Source organism: Bacillus sp. X1(2014), from assembly GCF_007678255.1.
This window is the reverse complement of the sequence record NZ_VEED01000002.1, coordinates 205,458-221,167: the sequence shown is the minus strand read 5'-3', so window position 1 is coordinate 221,167 and position 15,710 is coordinate 205,458. Positions and strand designations below refer to the sequence as shown.

Annotated in this window: 18 protein-coding genes; 17 read left to right on the top strand and 1 reads right to left on the bottom strand. The window is 40.6% G+C overall.

The window, feature by feature from the left end; all coding sequences use genetic code 11:
- Positions 1–82 precede the first annotated feature (82 nt).
- The 15 genes from FS608_RS05040 to FS608_RS04970 all read left to right on the top strand — a co-directional run bounded on the left by FS608_RS05040 (position 83) and on the right by FS608_RS04970 (position 11,234).
- Entirely contained in the window at positions 83–1,546 is a 1,464-nt protein-coding gene (locus FS608_RS05040) for a CoA-acylating methylmalonate-semialdehyde dehydrogenase (RefSeq protein ID WP_144548174.1), read from the top strand.
- Between the two features lie 111 nt (positions 1,547–1,657).
- On the top strand, positions 1,658–3,013 hold the full coding sequence (locus FS608_RS05035) for an aspartate aminotransferase family protein (RefSeq protein WP_144548173.1): 1,356 nt from the start codon (positions 1,658–1,660) through the stop codon (positions 3,011–3,013).
- Between the two features lie 310 nt (positions 3,014–3,323).
- On the top strand, positions 3,324–4,286 hold the full coding sequence (locus FS608_RS05030) for a DNA-binding transcriptional repressor DeoR (protein ID WP_144548172.1): 963 nt from the start codon (positions 3,324–3,326) through the stop codon (positions 4,284–4,286).
- Positions 4,279–4,938 (top strand): phosphate propanoyltransferase, encoded by a 660-nt coding sequence (gene pduL / locus FS608_RS05025; RefSeq protein ID WP_144548171.1) that lies wholly within the window; start codon positions 4,279–4,281, stop codon positions 4,936–4,938. The genes FS608_RS05030 and pduL overlap by 8 nt, the downstream gene beginning before the upstream one ends.
- A 5-nt stretch (positions 4,939–4,943) precedes the next feature.
- The gene (locus FS608_RS05020) at positions 4,944–5,690 is read left to right on the top strand and encodes a hypothetical protein (RefSeq protein ID WP_144548170.1); all 747 of its coding nucleotides are present in this window, start codon (positions 4,944–4,946) and stop codon (positions 5,688–5,690) included.
- A complete protein-coding gene (locus tag FS608_RS05015) occupies positions 5,687–5,986 on the top strand; it encodes a EutN/CcmL family microcompartment protein (RefSeq protein WP_144548169.1) in 300 nt (99 codons plus the stop codon). The genes FS608_RS05020 and FS608_RS05015 overlap by 4 nt, the downstream gene beginning before the upstream one ends.
- A 2-nt stretch (positions 5,987–5,988) precedes the next feature.
- Positions 5,989–7,422, top strand: a complete 1,434-nt coding sequence (locus FS608_RS05010) for an aldehyde dehydrogenase family protein (RefSeq protein ID WP_144548168.1) — start codon at positions 5,989–5,991, stop codon at positions 7,420–7,422.
- A gap of 113 nt (positions 7,423–7,535) precedes the next feature.
- Positions 7,536–7,814 (top strand): BMC domain-containing protein, encoded by a 279-nt coding sequence (locus tag FS608_RS05005; protein WP_144548608.1) that lies wholly within the window; start codon positions 7,536–7,538, stop codon positions 7,812–7,814.
- 11 nt (positions 7,815–7,825) lie between these two features.
- Entirely contained in the window at positions 7,826–8,665 is an 840-nt protein-coding gene (gene tpiA / locus FS608_RS05000) for a triose-phosphate isomerase (RefSeq protein ID WP_144548167.1), read from the top strand.
- Positions 8,662–9,120, top strand: coding sequence for a ribose 5-phosphate isomerase B (gene rpiB / locus FS608_RS04995; protein WP_144548166.1), 459 nt, complete (start codon positions 8,662–8,664; stop codon positions 9,118–9,120). Before tpiA ends, rpiB begins: the two co-directional genes overlap by 4 nt.
- An 89-nt stretch (positions 9,121–9,209) precedes the next feature.
- A complete protein-coding gene (locus FS608_RS04990) occupies positions 9,210–9,497 on the top strand; it encodes a EutN/CcmL family microcompartment protein (protein WP_144548165.1) in 288 nt (95 codons plus the stop codon).
- On the top strand, positions 9,497–9,772 hold the full coding sequence (locus FS608_RS04985; RefSeq protein WP_026567441.1) for a BMC domain-containing protein: 276 nt from the start codon (positions 9,497–9,499) through the stop codon (positions 9,770–9,772). The genes FS608_RS04990 and FS608_RS04985 overlap by 1 nt, the downstream gene beginning before the upstream one ends.
- Positions 9,772–10,032 (top strand): EutN/CcmL family microcompartment protein, encoded by a 261-nt coding sequence (locus FS608_RS04980; RefSeq protein ID WP_144548164.1) that lies wholly within the window; start codon positions 9,772–9,774, stop codon positions 10,030–10,032. Before FS608_RS04985 ends, FS608_RS04980 begins: the two co-directional genes overlap by 1 nt.
- 177 nt (positions 10,033–10,209) lie before the next feature.
- Positions 10,210–10,857, top strand: a complete 648-nt coding sequence (gene deoC / locus FS608_RS04975; protein WP_260871610.1) for a deoxyribose-phosphate aldolase — start codon at positions 10,210–10,212, stop codon at positions 10,855–10,857.
- 176 nt (positions 10,858–11,033) lie between these two features.
- On the top strand, positions 11,034–11,234 hold the full coding sequence (locus tag FS608_RS04970; RefSeq protein WP_186328611.1) for a helix-turn-helix domain-containing protein: 201 nt from the start codon (positions 11,034–11,036) through the stop codon (positions 11,232–11,234).
- A gap of 72 nt (positions 11,235–11,306) precedes the next feature.
- Here FS608_RS04970 and FS608_RS04965 read toward each other — a convergent pair whose 3' ends face one another.
- Entirely contained in the window at positions 11,307–12,242 is a 936-nt protein-coding gene (locus FS608_RS04965; protein WP_144548162.1) for a hypothetical protein, read from the bottom strand.
- A 288-nt stretch (positions 12,243–12,530) separates the two neighbouring features.
- Between FS608_RS04965 and FS608_RS04960 the strand changes: the two genes are divergently transcribed.
- Together FS608_RS04960 and FS608_RS04955 are read left to right on the top strand one after the other, a co-directional pair.
- A complete protein-coding gene (locus FS608_RS04960; RefSeq protein WP_144548161.1) occupies positions 12,531–14,774 on the top strand; it encodes an AAA domain-containing protein in 2,244 nt (747 codons plus the stop codon).
- Between the two features lie 127 nt (positions 14,775–14,901).
- On the top strand, positions 14,902–15,699 hold the full coding sequence (locus FS608_RS04955) for a sigma-70 RNA polymerase sigma factor region 4 domain-containing protein (RefSeq protein WP_144548160.1): 798 nt from the start codon (positions 14,902–14,904) through the stop codon (positions 15,697–15,699).
- Positions 15,700–15,710: the final 11 nt, after the last annotated feature.

Genomic DNA, 15,710 nt, shown 5'->3' with positions numbered 1-15,710 from the left:
TTAGATACGAGATAATGAGTTTATAAGGTGTGTATTATTAGAAAAATTTAAAAAATAGATAAAAATTAGGAGGTTAATATATATGACTGTAACAAGAAAGGATACGACGGTATTAAAGAATTTTATTAATGGTGAATGGGTGAACTCAAATACCCTTCAAACCTTGGACGTCCCAAACCCGGCAACGAATGAGCTGTTAACCAAGGTTCCTGTGTCAACGAAAGAGGATGTAAATCTTGCAGTTTCAGCAGCGAAAGCGGCGTTAAAAGAGTGGAAAAACGTGCCTGTCCCAAAAAGAGCAAGAATTCTTTTTAAGTATCATCATCTGTTAACGGAAAACCATGAAGAATTGGCAAGATTAATTGTTTTAGAAAATGGTAAGGCATACAAAGAAGCGTACGGGGAAGTTCAGCGCGGAATTGAGTGTGTTGAATTTGCTTCTGGTGCGCCAACCTTAATGATGGGGGAATCGTTATCAGGAATTGCCGAGGATATTGATTCTGAAATGTTCCGTTATCCTGTAGGAGTTGTCGGCGGGATCACACCGTTCAACTTCCCAATGATGGTCCCGCTTTGGATGTTCCCACTTGCGATTGCCTGTGGCAACACATTTGTACTCAAACCATCAGAACGTACGCCAATATTAGCCAATCGTTTAGCAGAGTTGTTTGCAGAAGCCGGAGTTCCTAAGGGCGTGTTAAATGTGGTCCACGGTGCCCATGATGTCGTCAATGGTTTACTTGATCATAAGGATATTGCGGCGATTTCATTTGTAGGCTCACAGCCGGTTGCCAAGTATGTTTATCAACGAGCCGCAGCGGAAGGTAAGAGGGTTCAAGCACTATCTGGTGCAAAAAATCATCATATTGTAATGCCAGACGCCGATATGGATAAGGCCGTCCAGCATATTATCAGTTCCACGTTTGGAAGTGCGGGGCAACGCTGTATGGCTTGTAGTGCGGTCGTAGTTGTCGGTGAAAACGAACCATTCGTAGCTGCGCTAAAGAAAAAAGCGGATGAATTAATCATAGGAAACGGTATGGATGAAGAGGTGCTGTTAACACCAATTATCCGCAAGGAACATCGTGAAAAAGTTCTTGGATATATTGAGAAAGGGCTTGAAGAAGGTGCGGACTTAATTAGGGATGGCCGCAGGGAGATGGATGAATTGCCTGAAGGGAATTTCTTAGGACCGACAATTTTTGATCACGTTACCCCAGAAATGACGATCGCGAAAGAGGAACTCTTTGCTCCGGTATTAAGCCTGCTTCGTGCCAATGATTTGGATGAAGGATTGGAATATATCCGAAAATCAAAGTTTGGCAATGGTGCAACCATTTATACCAACAATGCTAAAGCCATCCGTCAATTCCGCGAAGAAGCAGAAGCAGGTATGCTCGGTATTAATGTTGGCGTGCCAGCAACAATGGCATTCTTCCCCTTCTCGGGCTGGAAGGATTCCTTCTATGGTGATATGCATGTAAACGGAAAAGATGGCGTAAATTTCTATACACGAAAGAAAATGATTACATCACGGTTTGACTAATAAAAGCGAAAGCACCCGTATAGCGAGTCCACTAGCCGCTGGGTGCTGGAGCTAGATAGTTAATCTAATTAGGTAGATGCACTAATAAGTATAAGAAATGGGGGGAAGATGATGGTTAAAACAAGTCGATCGCAGGAAACTTTGTTAGAACAGGATGATAGGTATGTATGGCACTCGATGAAGCCATATAATCCAAACGGGACTTTAGTTGCTGCAAAAGCAGAGGGTTCTTGGGTAACAGATGCTGATGGAAAACGGTATTTAGATGCGATGGCCGGCCTTTGGTGTGTGAATATTGGTTATGGAAGAACTGAATTAGCTGAAGCAGCCTATGAACAGTTGAAGGAAATGGCCTATTTTCCACTATCACAAAGCCATGTTCCAGCCATCAAACTCGCGGAAAAGTTGAACAAAATGATTGGTGATGAGTATGTAATTTTTTTCTCTAACAGCGGTTCTGAGGCCAATGAAACCGCCTTTAAAATCGTTAGGCAATACCACCAGCAAAAGGGTGAAAATAATCGTTACAAAATCGTCTCCCGCTATCGTGCCTATCATGGTAATTCGATGGGGGCACTCGCCGCGACCGGCCAGGCACAGCGAAAGTACAAGTACGAACCGCTTGCACCAGGTTTTATTCATGTTTCACCACCTGATTCCTACCGGGATGATATAAATGTCAACGATCCCAAGGAACTATCCTCGGTTAAAGAAATCGATCGGACGATGACATGGGAGTTAAGTGAAACCATTGCCGCAATGATTATGGAACCGATTATTACGGGCGGCGGTGTCCTCATTCCGCCAGATGGCTATATGAAAGCCGCAAAAGAGGTATGTGAAAAACACGGGGCACTGCTCATTGTTGATGAGGTCATTTGCGGTTTTGGCCGTACCGGTAAGCCGTTCGGTTATATGAACTATGGCGTGAAACCCGACATCATTACCATGGCAAAAGGAATTACCAGTGCCTATCTGCCGCTTTCCGCAACGGCTGTTCGCAAAGACATATACGAAGCATTTAAAGGCTCAGAAGAATATGATTACTTCCGTCATGTTAATACATTTGGCGGGAATCCAGCCGCTTGTGCGCTCGCTTTAAAAAATCTCGAGATTATGGAAACCGAAAATTTATTTGACCGCTCCCGTGATTTAGGTGCACAGCTTTTAAATGATTTGAAGAATCTACTGCAAGATCACCCATATGTTGGCGATGTTCGGGGAAAAGGATTATTAATAGGAATTGAATTAGTAAAGGATAAGCGTATCAAGGAACCACTTGCAAATGATCTTGTCAATCAAGTCATCGCCAACTGTAAACAGGAAGGGATTCTCATTGGAAAAAACGGGGCTACCGTAGCTGGATATAATAATGTGTTAACACTGGCCCCGCCCTTAACAATCAAACAGGTGGATTTAACTTTCCTTATAAAAACACTTACCGAATCCCTCCAAAAGATACTTTAACTAAAAAATTGAGAACCCATGTATTTACAATTGTAAAAGACATGGGTTCTTTTTTATGTGGAAAAATGAGACGATTTTTATAGTGCTGAAAATCTAGTAAATAAATGTCGAAATCTTTTGATAGAATGATTGACAGATGATTTACGTCAGTTATAATTAAATTAGCAAATGTTCAATTCGATTTTACAAAATTTCACGATATGGATAAACCGTTTGAACAAATGCAAACTTTTATTTTTACAAATTGTTGTAACCGTTTACTTTTTGTGAAAAAGAGTTTACTAACTTTGAAAATTAGGGTGAATAAAAGATGGCGGATGAAAGGATTTCGCGCCTCGTGGAAGTGGCTAAAATGTATTATCAATTAGACTACAGCCAACAGGAAATCGCGAAAAAGTTAGGTATTTCCCGCCCCACCGTCTCTAGGCTCCTAGTCCAAGCCGTGGAAGAAGGAGTAGTCCATATAAAAATATGCGATCCCGCCGAAGATGTTCAGGAATTGGCTTTGCAGATAAAGGATATGTTTCAATTAAAGGATTGCATTGTCGCATCGATTCCTGAATATAAGGATGAGCTGATCAAGGTGAAGCTGGGGGAAGTTTCCGCAGATTATTTATATAAGATAGTCCAAAGCGGCGATACGATTGGGATTACCTGGGGGACAACTTTATATCAACTTGTGAAACAAATTCAACCTAAGAATGTAAAGGATGTAACAATTGTCCAGCTAAATGGTGGGGTGAGTTACTCAGAATCAAATACTTATGCATCAGAAATCATTAACGGTCTAGCGCATGCATTTCAGACTATCCCACATTTCCTGCAGGTACCTGCGGTCGTAGACCATATTGTTGTCAAGCAGGCTATCATAGCAGACCGACATGTAAAAAGAATATTGGAACTAGGCAAACAAGCTAATATTGCAATTTTTACTGTTGGGGATCCTGGAGAACAATCAACACTCATGCATGCCGGATATTTTTTAGAAAGTGACATTGAAATATTAAGGGCAAATCATACGGTCGGTGATATCTGTTCTAGATTTATTGATATCAATGGGCAGATAAGTCATCAAACATTAAACGATCGGACAATTGGAATCGAACTCTCACATTTAGCGGAAAAAGAATACGGCATCCTCATTGCAGGCGGTAATTCAAAAGTCGAAGGCATCTACGGAGCGTTAAAAGGGCGTCATGCCAATGTCCTCATTACCGATCAGTATACTGCTAAGGCATTACTCGATTTTGGGGGTGAGCACCTTAATGAATAAAGATAAAATTAGGGAAATCGTCGAAGAAATTGTTAAAAATTCTCTCAAGAAAGATAAGATGGTTCCTATTGCAGCATCTAACCGCCATATACATTTATCCCCTGAACATGTTGAACGATTGTTTGGACGCGGCTACGAATTAACAAAGTTAAAAGAGTTGTCACAGCCCAACCAATTTGCAGCAAAGGAAACGGTCACACTTATCGGTCCGAAAGGAAGAATTCAAAGAGTACGTGTCCTAGGACCTGCTAGAGGCAGTACACAGGTAGAAGTATCATTATTTGACGGTTTTACCCTTGGAGTCAAGCCGCCGATCCGTAATTCTGGGGATATTAAAGGGTCAGAATCAATTACTATACAAGGACCACGGGGACAAATTACCATTCGTGAAGGCTTGATCTGTGCCGCCCGCCATATACATATGCACACAAGTGATGCGGAATTATTTGGCGTCAATGACGGGGACCTTGTCCAAGTAAAAGTGGATGGAGTCCGTGGGATTATTTTTTCCAATGTTTTAATTCGCATTTCTCCTAAATACAAGCTTGAAATGCATATTGACCTGGATGAAGCCAATGCGGCTGGAATCAAAAATGGACAATTGGGTGAAATTGTTGCTGCCCTAAGTCAGAATCAAGTGGGTGTGGAGTAATGCTGGTGGATGTTAAAACGCAGGTTAAACTGCTTGTCCAGCAGGTGGTGGAAGCCTACTTAAAAGAGAAAATGGACCCTAAAAAGGATGCTCCGATTGCGATCCTATTAGGCTATCATTCTTCTAATCCAATGACTGTTTTGGAAGCGGTTACTCCGCTGATGGATACATATAGCGTAACGTGGATAATAACAAAAGAATGGCTCCCTTTACATGGAGAAATGAAAGGGCTTTCCTACAAGTTACTAGAAGACTTGTCAAGACAAGAAATGGCTGCTCTGATCGATCAATCATCTATTCTCGTCATTCCTCAAGCATCGTACGGATTGCTTTCAAACTTAGCCCTAACGGTGGATGATGAGACAGCAGCGTGGGTGGCTATCCAATATCAATTACTAGGGAAACCGATTGTCGTCGCCAATAACGGTGTTGAACCGAATGTGTATCAACAAATCCATGCCCCGCATACTGTCCAGGAACGGATCCAATCCTACATTAGGAGGATTCAAACGGATCAGGTCAAGTGGGTACCGCTCAGTAAATTGGTTAAAACTGTCGATGAGCAATATGCAGCCTACCTTGATAAGAAATCTCTCATTCTAGCAAAACATATAGAAAGGGCTTTTCAGGAAGGATTTAATGAAATTGAAGTTCCTGAAAAAAGCCGGGTTACACCATCAGCAAAAGATCTGGCAAGAGAACTAAAGATTCAAATTAAAACGATCGATTCCTCGAAAGGAGGGACACTATGATCATTTGTAAAGTGGTAGGTTCGATTGTTTCAACCACAAAAGCCGAAAAATTAAAAGGGAAAAAACTGATGATTGTTCAGCCGCTGGATATGAAGAGCATCGAAGAGGACGGAAAGCCGATTGTTGCCATTGATACAGTTGGCTCAGGTGTAGGCGAAGTGGTTTTACTTGTCAGCGGAAGTTCGGCAAGACAAACAGAAATAACAAACGGTGTCCCCGTTGACGCAGCAATCGTAGGGATTGTTGATCAAATTGAAATTCAAGGGACCTTAACCTTTAATAAAGGAGGGAATTGACCTTGCAAATAAATGAAACTGATATCAAAAAAATGGTTGAACAGGTCCTCAGTCAACTAAGTCAGAATCAATCAGCAATCACCGCTGAAACCAACACATCACAAAATGATATTAAGTTTGGCAATGGCGTGTTTGAAACGGTTGATGAAGCAGCAGCTGCAGCTCGATTGGCCTGGGAAAAGCTTCGCAAACTTCCAGTATCGATCAGAGAAAAAATGATTGAGAACATGCGAGTCGTCAGCCGTGAGCATGCCGAAGAGTTAGCACATCTTGCTGTCGAAGAAACAGGCTTAGGTAGAGTGGAAGATAAGATTGCGAAAATTCTCTTGGCGACGAATAAAACGCCTGGAATTGAAGATTTAGTCAGCACTGCTTACTCTGGTGATGATGGTTTGACACTTGTCGAGTATGCGCCAATTGGCGTATTTGGATCCATCACACCTTCAACCAATCCAGCAGCGACGGTCATTAATAATTCGATTTCGTTAATAGCCGCTGGAAATACGGTTGTTTATAATCCACATCCTAGTGCGAAACGTGTTTCGATTCAAACACTTCAGCTTTTAAACCAAGCAATTGTCGCTGCGGGTGGACCTGAAAACACGCTCACATCTGTGGCGGCACCTAATCTTGAAACCTCGGCACAAGTCATGAATCATCCGCAGGTGAATGCGCTCGTGGTGACTGGAGGAGGACCTGTTGTTAAAGCTGCGATGGCGGTGGGCAAAAAGGTCATTGCCGCTGGTCCAGGAAATCCACCGGTAGTCGTTGATGAGACCGCTATTATTTCCAAGGCCGCTGCTGATATTGTTAAAGGTGCCAGTTTCGATAACAACGTATTATGCACTGCTGAAAAAGAGGTGTTCGTTGTTGATAAGGCAGCCAATGCACTAAAAGCAGAAATGTTCAAAAATGGAGCAATTGAACTTAAAGGCTTTCAATTTGAAAAACTGCTTGAGAAAGTACTTGTGAAAAAGAATGATAAGTTTTATCCAAACCGAGACTTCATTGGTAAAGACGCATCGGTGATTTTACAAGCTGCCGGCATTCAGGCAAGTCCTAATGTGAAGTTAATTATCGCTGAAACCACTAAGGATCACCCATTGGTAATGACTGAAATGTTAATGCCGATCTTACCAATCGTCAGAGTGCCCGATGTGGATCGAGCGATAGAGCTTGCTGTTATTGCAGAGAAAGGCAACCGGCACACAGCGATTATGCACTCGCAAAATATTACGAATCTAACCAAGATGGCACAAGAAATTCAAGCAACGATTTTTGTGAAAAATGGACCATCTGTTTCCGGTTTAGGCTTTGAAAGTGAAGGCTTTACCACACTAACCATTGCCGGACCAACTGGGGAAGGATTAACTAGTGCAAAAACATTTACTCGTCAGCGCCGCTGCGTTTTAGTAGATGGATTAAGAATCATATAGTGAGGTGTTAGGGTATGGCGAAGGCAAAAGAAGATAAAACAGTCACTTCACAAGAAGAGCAACTGAAAAATCAAGAAAAACCAAAATTAGAGATTACTAGAGGAGGAAATAAAATGGGTCAAGAAGCTTTAGGTATGATTGAAACAAAAGGTTTAGTAGGTGCCATAGAAGCAGCAGATGCGATGGTTAAAGCAGCAAACGTTGCATTGGTTGGCAGAGAATTAGTAGGTGCAGGCATCGTGACTGTGATGGTCCGTGGGGATGTAGGCGCAGTAAAAGCGGCCACTGAAGCAGGGGCGGAAGCTGCACAGCGTGTAGGAACTCTTCTATCAGTACACGTGATTCCACGTCCTAACGGTGATGTAGAAGGTATTTTACCGAAAGCAGAATAAGGTGAATCTAAATGGAACAATCCATTGAAAGCTATATTAAAAATCTTGTCAGAGATGTTATTGGTCAAAATCTAGGCGGCTTGCAGCTCCATAGTGATCGGCAAACCTATGTGATTGCTAATTGGAAGATGAACAAAAGCCTAATTGAAACCGCTGAATTTTTTCAAAAAATAAACAGTAGTCATGACGTATCAGTGGTTATATGTCCACCAACCCAGCTGCTATACCCAGCTCATTTATTAATCAAACAATCTGAAAAACCGATTGGATTGGGCGGGCAAAATGTTCACTGGGCAGATAAAGGGGCTTACACAGGTGAAATATCATGCAAAATGCTGATGGATGTGGGCTGCGAATATGTCATAATTGGCCACTCAGAAAGAAGACAATATTCCTTTGAAGATGATGAGTTAGTGAACAAAAAAGCTTTGCATGCCATCAAGTCTGGACTTACCCCAATCATCTGTATTGGTGAAACATTAGGACAAAAGAACTCCATGCAAACCGAACAGGTTTTATCCAAGCAGCTTTTCGGTGCGTTGAAGGGTATTGATTCAAGCCAATTTATTCTTGCTTATGAACCGGTCTGGGCGATTGGAACAGGGCAGTCAGCTACTGCTCAATTAGCTCAAGAAATACACGCATACATTCGTTCTGTTTTAAAACAAATACTGGGGCAAAAAGCGGAGAGTATTTCGATTTTATATGGCGGGTCCGCGAATGATAGCAACGCTGCAGATTATAGTGCGATGCCAGATATTGATGGTGTACTGGTTGGTGGTGCGAGCTTAAACGCTCACGTTTTTGATACGATTATCAATGTATTTGCCAAAGGAGATCAAAATTCATGAAAAAAGTTGCGATCGGTTGCGACCATGGTGGATACGAACTTAAAGAAAAGCTAAAAGCCTATTTAACGGAATTAGGTTACGAATATTTAGATTATGGCTGTAAAGCAAATGAATCCGTAGATTATCCTGATATCGCCTTTCTTGTAGGCGAGACGGTTGCTACGAATGATAACTACGTAGGCATTATGATTGATGGCGTTGGTATTGGGAGTGGGATGGTATTGAATAAAATACCAGGAGTACGCGGTGCCGTTTGCTGGGACTTATCCTCTGTGATTAACAGTAAGGAGCATAATAATGCGAATGTTTTATCAATCGGCGGTCAATTTATTGGTGAAGGCCTTGCCAAGCAACTAGTAAAGACTTGGTTGGAAACGGAGTTTGCCGGTGGCCGACATGATCGCCGAGTGACAAAAATTATGGAAATCGAAAGTCGGTACTTAGGGCGGAATTAGGACTGCGATTTAGGTACGCTTAAACAGTTTAGATAGAAAATAGGAGAGTCTAACTCAGAGATTTATATAAAAGAAGGCAGGTTTGTCAAATGTTTGTAGCCAAAGTGATTGGAAATATGGTCTGTACACATAAAAATGAGAATTTAGTAGGTTTAAAGCTCCTGATTGTCCAACCAGTAGATGATCAATTAAAAGATAAAGGTAAACCACTTGTGGCTATAGATACGATTGGACAATCAGGAGAAGGAGATCTTGTTTACTTAGCAAAAAGCAGGGAATCATCCTTACCACTTAAAAAAGATTTGGTTCCATCAGATGCTGGAATCTTAGGAATCATCGACTACTATAATGTGACTAATCGAATGGAGGAAATATAATGAGCAACGCATTAGGAATGATCGAAACTAAAGGTTTAGTAGGAGCAATTGAAGCAGCAGACGCCATGACAAAAGCAGCAAATGTTACTTTACTTGGTAAAGTAAATGTTGGCGGCGGTTTAGTTTGTGTCATGGTTCGCGGTGACGTTGGTGCGGTTAAGGCAGCAACTGAAGCAGGTGCGGATGCAGCACAGCGTGTCGGAGAATTCTTATCTGTTCACGTGATTCCAAGACCACATTCAGACATCGAGAAAATTCTTCCTGTTGCAAAATAATGAAATTAGCAAAAGTGGTTGGAAATGTCGTATCAACGGTTAAAACACCGAGTCATCAAAATAAAAAGCTCATGGTTGTTATCCCTGTGGACGCATCTGGCAAGGAATTTGGGGATGCGATGATTGCCTTCGATCGTTTTTCAGCAGGGGTTGGTGATTATGTCCTGATCCTTGAAGAAGGTGGATCGGCAAGAGACATCTTAGAAGACCCAAACGGTTCTTTTGATGCCGTCATTGCCGGAATTGTTGATCGATTATAATAATGTGAGGTGAGAACGATGCAAATTGAAGCATTGGTAGAACAAATTACGAATCAAATTATGCAGCAATTAACCAATAAAGAAGCGTTGAAAGAAGTTAAGCCTGCTGCTTCTGGAAACGTGACTTACAAAGAAGGATCATCTTCAAATATTATTACAGGCCCATCAGTGGCTCGGATGATTGATCATACACTTTTAAAGCCTGAAGCATCCAAAGACCAAATTGTAAAGCTCTGTGAGGAAGCAAAAGAACATAAATTTGCCACTGTTTGTGTGAATCCTTACTGGGTTGCAACAGCTGCCAAAGAGTTAAAAGGATCTGGAGTTGGAATTACCACCGTTGTCGGATTTCCACTTGGAGCAACTAGCACATTTGTTAAGAGTGCAGAAACGCGTGACGCGATCGCAAATGGCGCCACTGAAATCGACATGGTTATAAATATTGGCGCCCTAAAATCTGGCGACTTCGAGACAGTGAAAAAAGACATTGAAGGTGTTGTGTTAGCGGCGAATGGTCATGCACCAGTAAAAGTCATTATAGAAACGAGCCTTCTTGAAATTGAAGAAAAGAAAAAAGCTTGTATTCTCGCAAAAATGGCTGGAGCTGCCTTCGTGAAAACATCAACAGGATTTGGTCCTGGCTGTGCAACAGCTGAAGACATTAAGCTTATGCGTGAAGCCGTTGGTCCAGACTTGGGTGTTAAAGCATCTGCCTGCGTGAGAGATTTAGATACTGCAAGAAAGCTAATCCAAGCCGGCGCAACAAGAATTGGTGCAAGTTCAAGTATTGCGATTATTACGGGCGGCCAAGGTACTGGTTATTAAAAGGATATTTATCCAGTGGCTATGTTGAAATTTGAGTATTTCAAGTTGCTATAATTGTTACTTGGAATACTCTGATTTCTTTTTTCTTCTACTATTAAAAGTGTTGAAAATATTTAAGTAGTTTAATATAATAAAATCAGCAAAATGAAATCGCTTACATAATGAGGAGGCTTACTATGAACCATATTGGACATCAACTTAAGAAAATGAGATTAAATCGTGAAATTGAAATAGAAAAATTAGCTTTGCTTTCAGGATTATCTGCCGGAACGATTGCAGCGATAGAAGAAGGCGAACTCGATGTTCAGGTTTCCACGTTAGCGAAAATTTCTGATGTCTTGAATTGCTCCTTCTCCATTGGTAACGTTTCAATCTAATACCAATTCAAAATCGCCTTTTGGCGATTTTTTAATTAATAAAAAAAGACCAATTTGGTCTTTTTTAGGGGGTTATCTATTTCTTCTCCTCCGAGGTCTAAAACGGAAATTGTCACTACTTTCATATTCCTGATAATTATTCATAACTGGAGCAGCATCAATATATCTATATTTCACTTTTTTAGGGGCCTCAATGGCTTCCTCAGCCTCATTTACCGCATCTGCAACTATCATTTCATTAATCGGTTCTGGTTGATCTTCCTCAGCATTTACAATTTCATATAAGATAACTTCAACTTCATTACTTAGAGTTTCTGCATCAGTACTAAAAGTTCTACCTTCATTAGTAATAGTTTCATCTTGAAATTCATTTTTTAGAGCCCCGAAATCAGTGCTAAAAGTTCTCAAAGTAGTATTTATTGGTCGAACTTCAGCTACTGTCTCTTGTGTTTCATCAATTACTTCAATTTCTTCAATCATATCATCAACCATTTCCTCAACAGCATCATTATTTTCATCTTCACTACTTAAATTCATTACAACATCATCATTTATTTCATCTAATTCTATCCCATCATTTATTTCATCTAATTCTATATCATCAGTTACTTCATCAATTTCAACATTTTCAAATAAAGATTGTTGTTTTACTTTCTCTATTTTTCCAAGAGCAATTGTTCGTTTTACTGCAATACCAATTATTTCATCAATTAGATCAGCGAATTGCTCGAATTCTACATTATTTTCTCCGCTGTTTTGAATGACATTTAGAAAATCCTGGTGAAATAGATTAAATTCTTGTTTGAATTGCTCGCGGTCCATTTCTCGGAAAGAAACCCCTTTAATCCGAATAAATCCATAAATTAATTTGCTCAATACCTTTGTAACTGCCTGTAATTCTTCCTGGCTTAAATCAGGATCATGCCTTAAATAATAATGGGCATCCCGTAAGGCTTGATAATAACTCTTAAAATTCCGGCTTATTTCTAAGAAATCTAAATTACTCATTAGAAATATCCCTCCATATCTAATTAATGTATAATATTTGGAATCAGCACAAATTTTCCTTTTTATTGGCTGTATTAATCTTGTCTGTTGATTTCCATTCCAGGTACGAGCGGTTCGCGGGCGTACCGGGGTGCCTCCTCGTCGCTGTGCTCCTGCGAGGTCTCCCCTGTCCTCTACTTCCGCAGGAGTCTTCGTGCCTGGAACGAAGGTCAACAGAGTGCTAAAATCAACATTAACCTATAAAACAGCCTTTTTATTAAGGATATGCATCTAGAAGGGATTATTCTAATGAAGGTTATAAATTTTATTAAAGAATGGCAGAAATCGTTACAGAATGAAATCCTCCATTTAAAAAAATATGGCAGCAATAAATTTCTTGTTTCCAATGGAAGGCTGCTATCCACCGAAGGTTCCTATACTTATTATTTTGATACGGCAATATCTATCCGAATTCCCATTGGTTCTCAGGTTCGCCTAGAGTGGGGAAGCATGAAACAGAGCGGTCGAGTACTTTCTTCTGAAGGGAAGGGAGTTATGCTTGCCATGGAACAATCATTTGGTGATTTAATTCACGAAGCACAGCTTTTTCATGATCCATGGGAATTACTCGAACAGCTCATTGAACGTCTGGACGAAATGAAAAAAAATAAGCAAAAACGAATCCGAGTGAAAAGATTGATGGACCCCTCCATGCCTGCTAAGCATCCAGTTGAAAAAAGTAAAAGCAATGTTCATGAACTTGTTTTACGTTCCAAATACAATCCTGTTACCTTCGTTTGGGGCCCTCCTGGAACAGGGAAAACCTATACTTTGGCCCGAGTAGCTGCAAATAAGTATTTCCAGGAAAAGAAAGTGTTAATTTTATCACATAGTAATCAAGCGGTTGATGTCCTCATTCATGAGATATCAGCCTTCATTCAAAAAAAAGGCCGTTTTCGTGAGGGGGATGTGCTCCGCTATGGGTTCAATACAGGCGAACAGCTTGCCGATCATGAAGCAGTTACCACTAGTCAACTCCTTCAGAAAGAAGATCCTCGGCTAGCAGAAGAGAAGGAAATGTTATTAGCGGAAAGACGGAACTTAAAGCAAGATATCGCCCATTCTTTTAGCAAAAGAGACACGAATCAGTTACTTGAACTAGAAAGTAAAATTGCCAGAGTTCTTGAAAAAATCCGCCAAAAAGAGCTTGAATTTATTAAGGATGCGTACATCGTGGGGTCAACACTTGCCAAAGCGGCGGGTGATGCAGCAATTTATGAAAAAGAATTTGACCTTGTCATCCTGGATGAAGCCAGTATGGCATATGTCCCTCAAGCTGCTTTTGCTGCGACGCTCGGAAAGCGAGTGATTATTTGTGGTGATTTTAAACAGTTACCGCCGATCGCCTCCTCTCGGGATCCACTAGTCAACTTGTGGTTAAAAGAAGATATCTTCCATCGCGCTGGTGTGGTCGATTGGGTTCGCGATGGAATGCTGCATCCCCACCTTTTTTTATTAAAAGAGCAACGGAGAATGCATCCGGATATCTCCTCCTTCACGAATCAGTATATTTACCACTCGCTTGTCGGCGATCATGAAAGTGTTATAAATAGTAGAAAACCAATCGTCGATCTTACACCCTTTAAAGGAAAGGCCTCTGTTCTTCTTGATACAAGTCACTCAGGGGTATATGGCATGACAGAAAAGGCATCGAATTCACGCATGAATATATGGCATGTATTATTGTCCTTTCAATTAATTCATGAGTCGTACGTGGCTGGGGCTCGTTCAATTGGTTATGTAACACCATACCGGGCGCAAGCAAATTTAATGGAGATACTGCTTGCAGACTTATATGAAAAGGAACGATCAACCGCCGATATTATTGCTGCGACCGTTCACAGATTTCAAGGCAGTGAACGTGATGTCATGATCTTTGACACGGTGGAAAGTGAACCGCAGACACGGGCAGGTATGCTTCTCACAGGTAAGGATAGTGAACGATTGATCAATGTGGCCATTACCCGAACAAAAGGAAAGTTCATACATGTCAGCGACCAATCGTTTATTCGAAAACATGTGTATAATGGTAAAACACTAAGACAGCTAGTGGAACATCAAGGGCGTAAGCAGCAAACAATCGGAACCAAGGATATTGGTAAATGGATAAAAAATCAGCAACCAAGATTACAGTGGATGCATGCACGTAATTTAGAGAAAGTATTCAGGGACCTCCAATCAGCAAAAAAGTCAATCATTCTTTCTTTACCAGACCAAACAGTCCTTTCTGAACAATGGAAGGAACAACTGCAAAAAAGGAGCCAGACTGTAAAATTAAGGGTTTTCGCGAGGGAATCGTGGGAAGAACTGCAACCCAATCAGTTAATGAATATTAGCTTGCCGTTTCCATTCATCATCGTCGATGCTCAGTTGTTATGGCTGGGTTTGCCATTAGAGGCTGCAAGAGGAGTCCGTCCCCCTTATATTGCGGTTAGGCTGCATTCGGAGAAAGTAAGTGAGTATTTATTAGGACAGTTCCAAACACTGGAGTAATTGCATCGTGAGAAAGCAAGGTAAAGTTTTGCTAAATGATCTAATCATAAAGTAGTTTGACAATATAATCTAACTTAATTAAAATTAGATTATATAATCTAATTATTTTATTTAAAGGGGATAATGAATGAATGTTCCGATATCGATTTTTATTCTTGATGTAAGTAATTCTTCCACCCAAAATATGGGGGAGAAACTTACTGTTTATTTGGATGAAGTGGTGGACTGGATTACTTGTTGGACAAAGAATTTTGGTCCAATCCAAATAAAGCATCGTGCGGGAGATGAAATTATTTTTGTTGGCCCTGGATATTCAACAGCGTATACGATTGCTTTTTTTGTAAGCAGGGTGTGGAAATACAAGGAACATATGCCTTATTTCGGCTTGGCCTTTGGGGATATTGACAAAGAAGTGAAGGAAGTGGATCTGGAAAAATGGATCCATCCATTGGTCAAACAAGCAAGGTATGCAAATGATTTAATTAAACAAGAAAAAAACAGAATGCTTTTTAAGTTCGAATTGGATCAGTTCTATCCAAACGAAGCAAATGATTCATTACCGTACCACCAGTTCAGAAATGAATTTGAGACACTGATTAATGCATTATTACATTTGCAGTTGAAATTCATTCAGAATCAAACGAATATTCAGGAAATCGTATGTACCCTCTTCCTTATATTAAAACAGCAAAAAGCGATTGCAAAGATTCTTGGCAGAACGGCCCCGACGATCTCAAGCCATTTTAAGAAGGGAAATAGTGAAGAAATCTTAGATACATTTTCCAAAGTAATTAGTATACTACATTCATTACAAGAAAAAGCTTATCCGGAAAGTGCTGTTTATCCAGCAATTTCAAATGAAAACCTTACAACAAGCATCCGGACACATTTGCAGACGATCTTAAACACACTTATTGATACTTAAGTTACAGCCTA

Coding starts and splice junctions, on each gene's coding strand:
- FS608_RS04985 (WP_026567441.1), top strand. CDS start 9,497: ATGAGCAACGCATTAGGAATGATCGAAACTAAAGGTTTAGTAGGAGCA.
- FS608_RS05030 (WP_144548172.1), top strand. CDS start 3,324: ATGGCGGATGAAAGGATTTCGCGCCTCGTGGAAGTGGCTAAAATGTAT.
- rpiB (WP_144548166.1), top strand. CDS start 8,662: ATGAAAAAAGTTGCGATCGGTTGCGACCATGGTGGATACGAACTTAAA.
- FS608_RS05005 (WP_144548608.1), top strand. CDS start 7,536: ATGGGTCAAGAAGCTTTAGGTATGATTGAAACAAAAGGTTTAGTAGGT.
- tpiA (WP_144548167.1), top strand. CDS start 7,826: ATGGAACAATCCATTGAAAGCTATATTAAAAATCTTGTCAGAGATGTT.
- FS608_RS04980 (WP_144548164.1), top strand. CDS start 9,772: ATGAAATTAGCAAAAGTGGTTGGAAATGTCGTATCAACGGTTAAAACA.
- FS608_RS04955 (WP_144548160.1), top strand. CDS start 14,902: ATGAATGTTCCGATATCGATTTTTATTCTTGATGTAAGTAATTCTTCC.
- pduL (WP_144548171.1), top strand. CDS start 4,279: ATGAATAAAGATAAAATTAGGGAAATCGTCGAAGAAATTGTTAAAAAT.
- FS608_RS04970 (WP_186328611.1), top strand. CDS start 11,034: ATGAACCATATTGGACATCAACTTAAGAAAATGAGATTAAATCGTGAA.
- deoC (WP_260871610.1), top strand. CDS start 10,210: ATGATTGATCATACACTTTTAAAGCCTGAAGCATCCAAAGACCAAATT.
- FS608_RS04990 (WP_144548165.1), top strand. CDS start 9,210: ATGTTTGTAGCCAAAGTGATTGGAAATATGGTCTGTACACATAAAAAT.
- FS608_RS05035 (WP_144548173.1), top strand. CDS start 1,658: ATGGTTAAAACAAGTCGATCGCAGGAAACTTTGTTAGAACAGGATGAT.
- FS608_RS04960 (WP_144548161.1), top strand. CDS start 12,531: ATGAAGGTTATAAATTTTATTAAAGAATGGCAGAAATCGTTACAGAAT.
- FS608_RS05015 (WP_144548169.1), top strand. CDS start 5,687: ATGATCATTTGTAAAGTGGTAGGTTCGATTGTTTCAACCACAAAAGCC.
- FS608_RS05040 (WP_144548174.1), top strand. CDS start 83: ATGACTGTAACAAGAAAGGATACGACGGTATTAAAGAATTTTATTAAT.
- FS608_RS04965 (WP_144548162.1), bottom strand. CDS start 12,242: ATGAGTAATTTAGATTTCTTAGAAATAAGCCGGAATTTTAAGAGTTAT.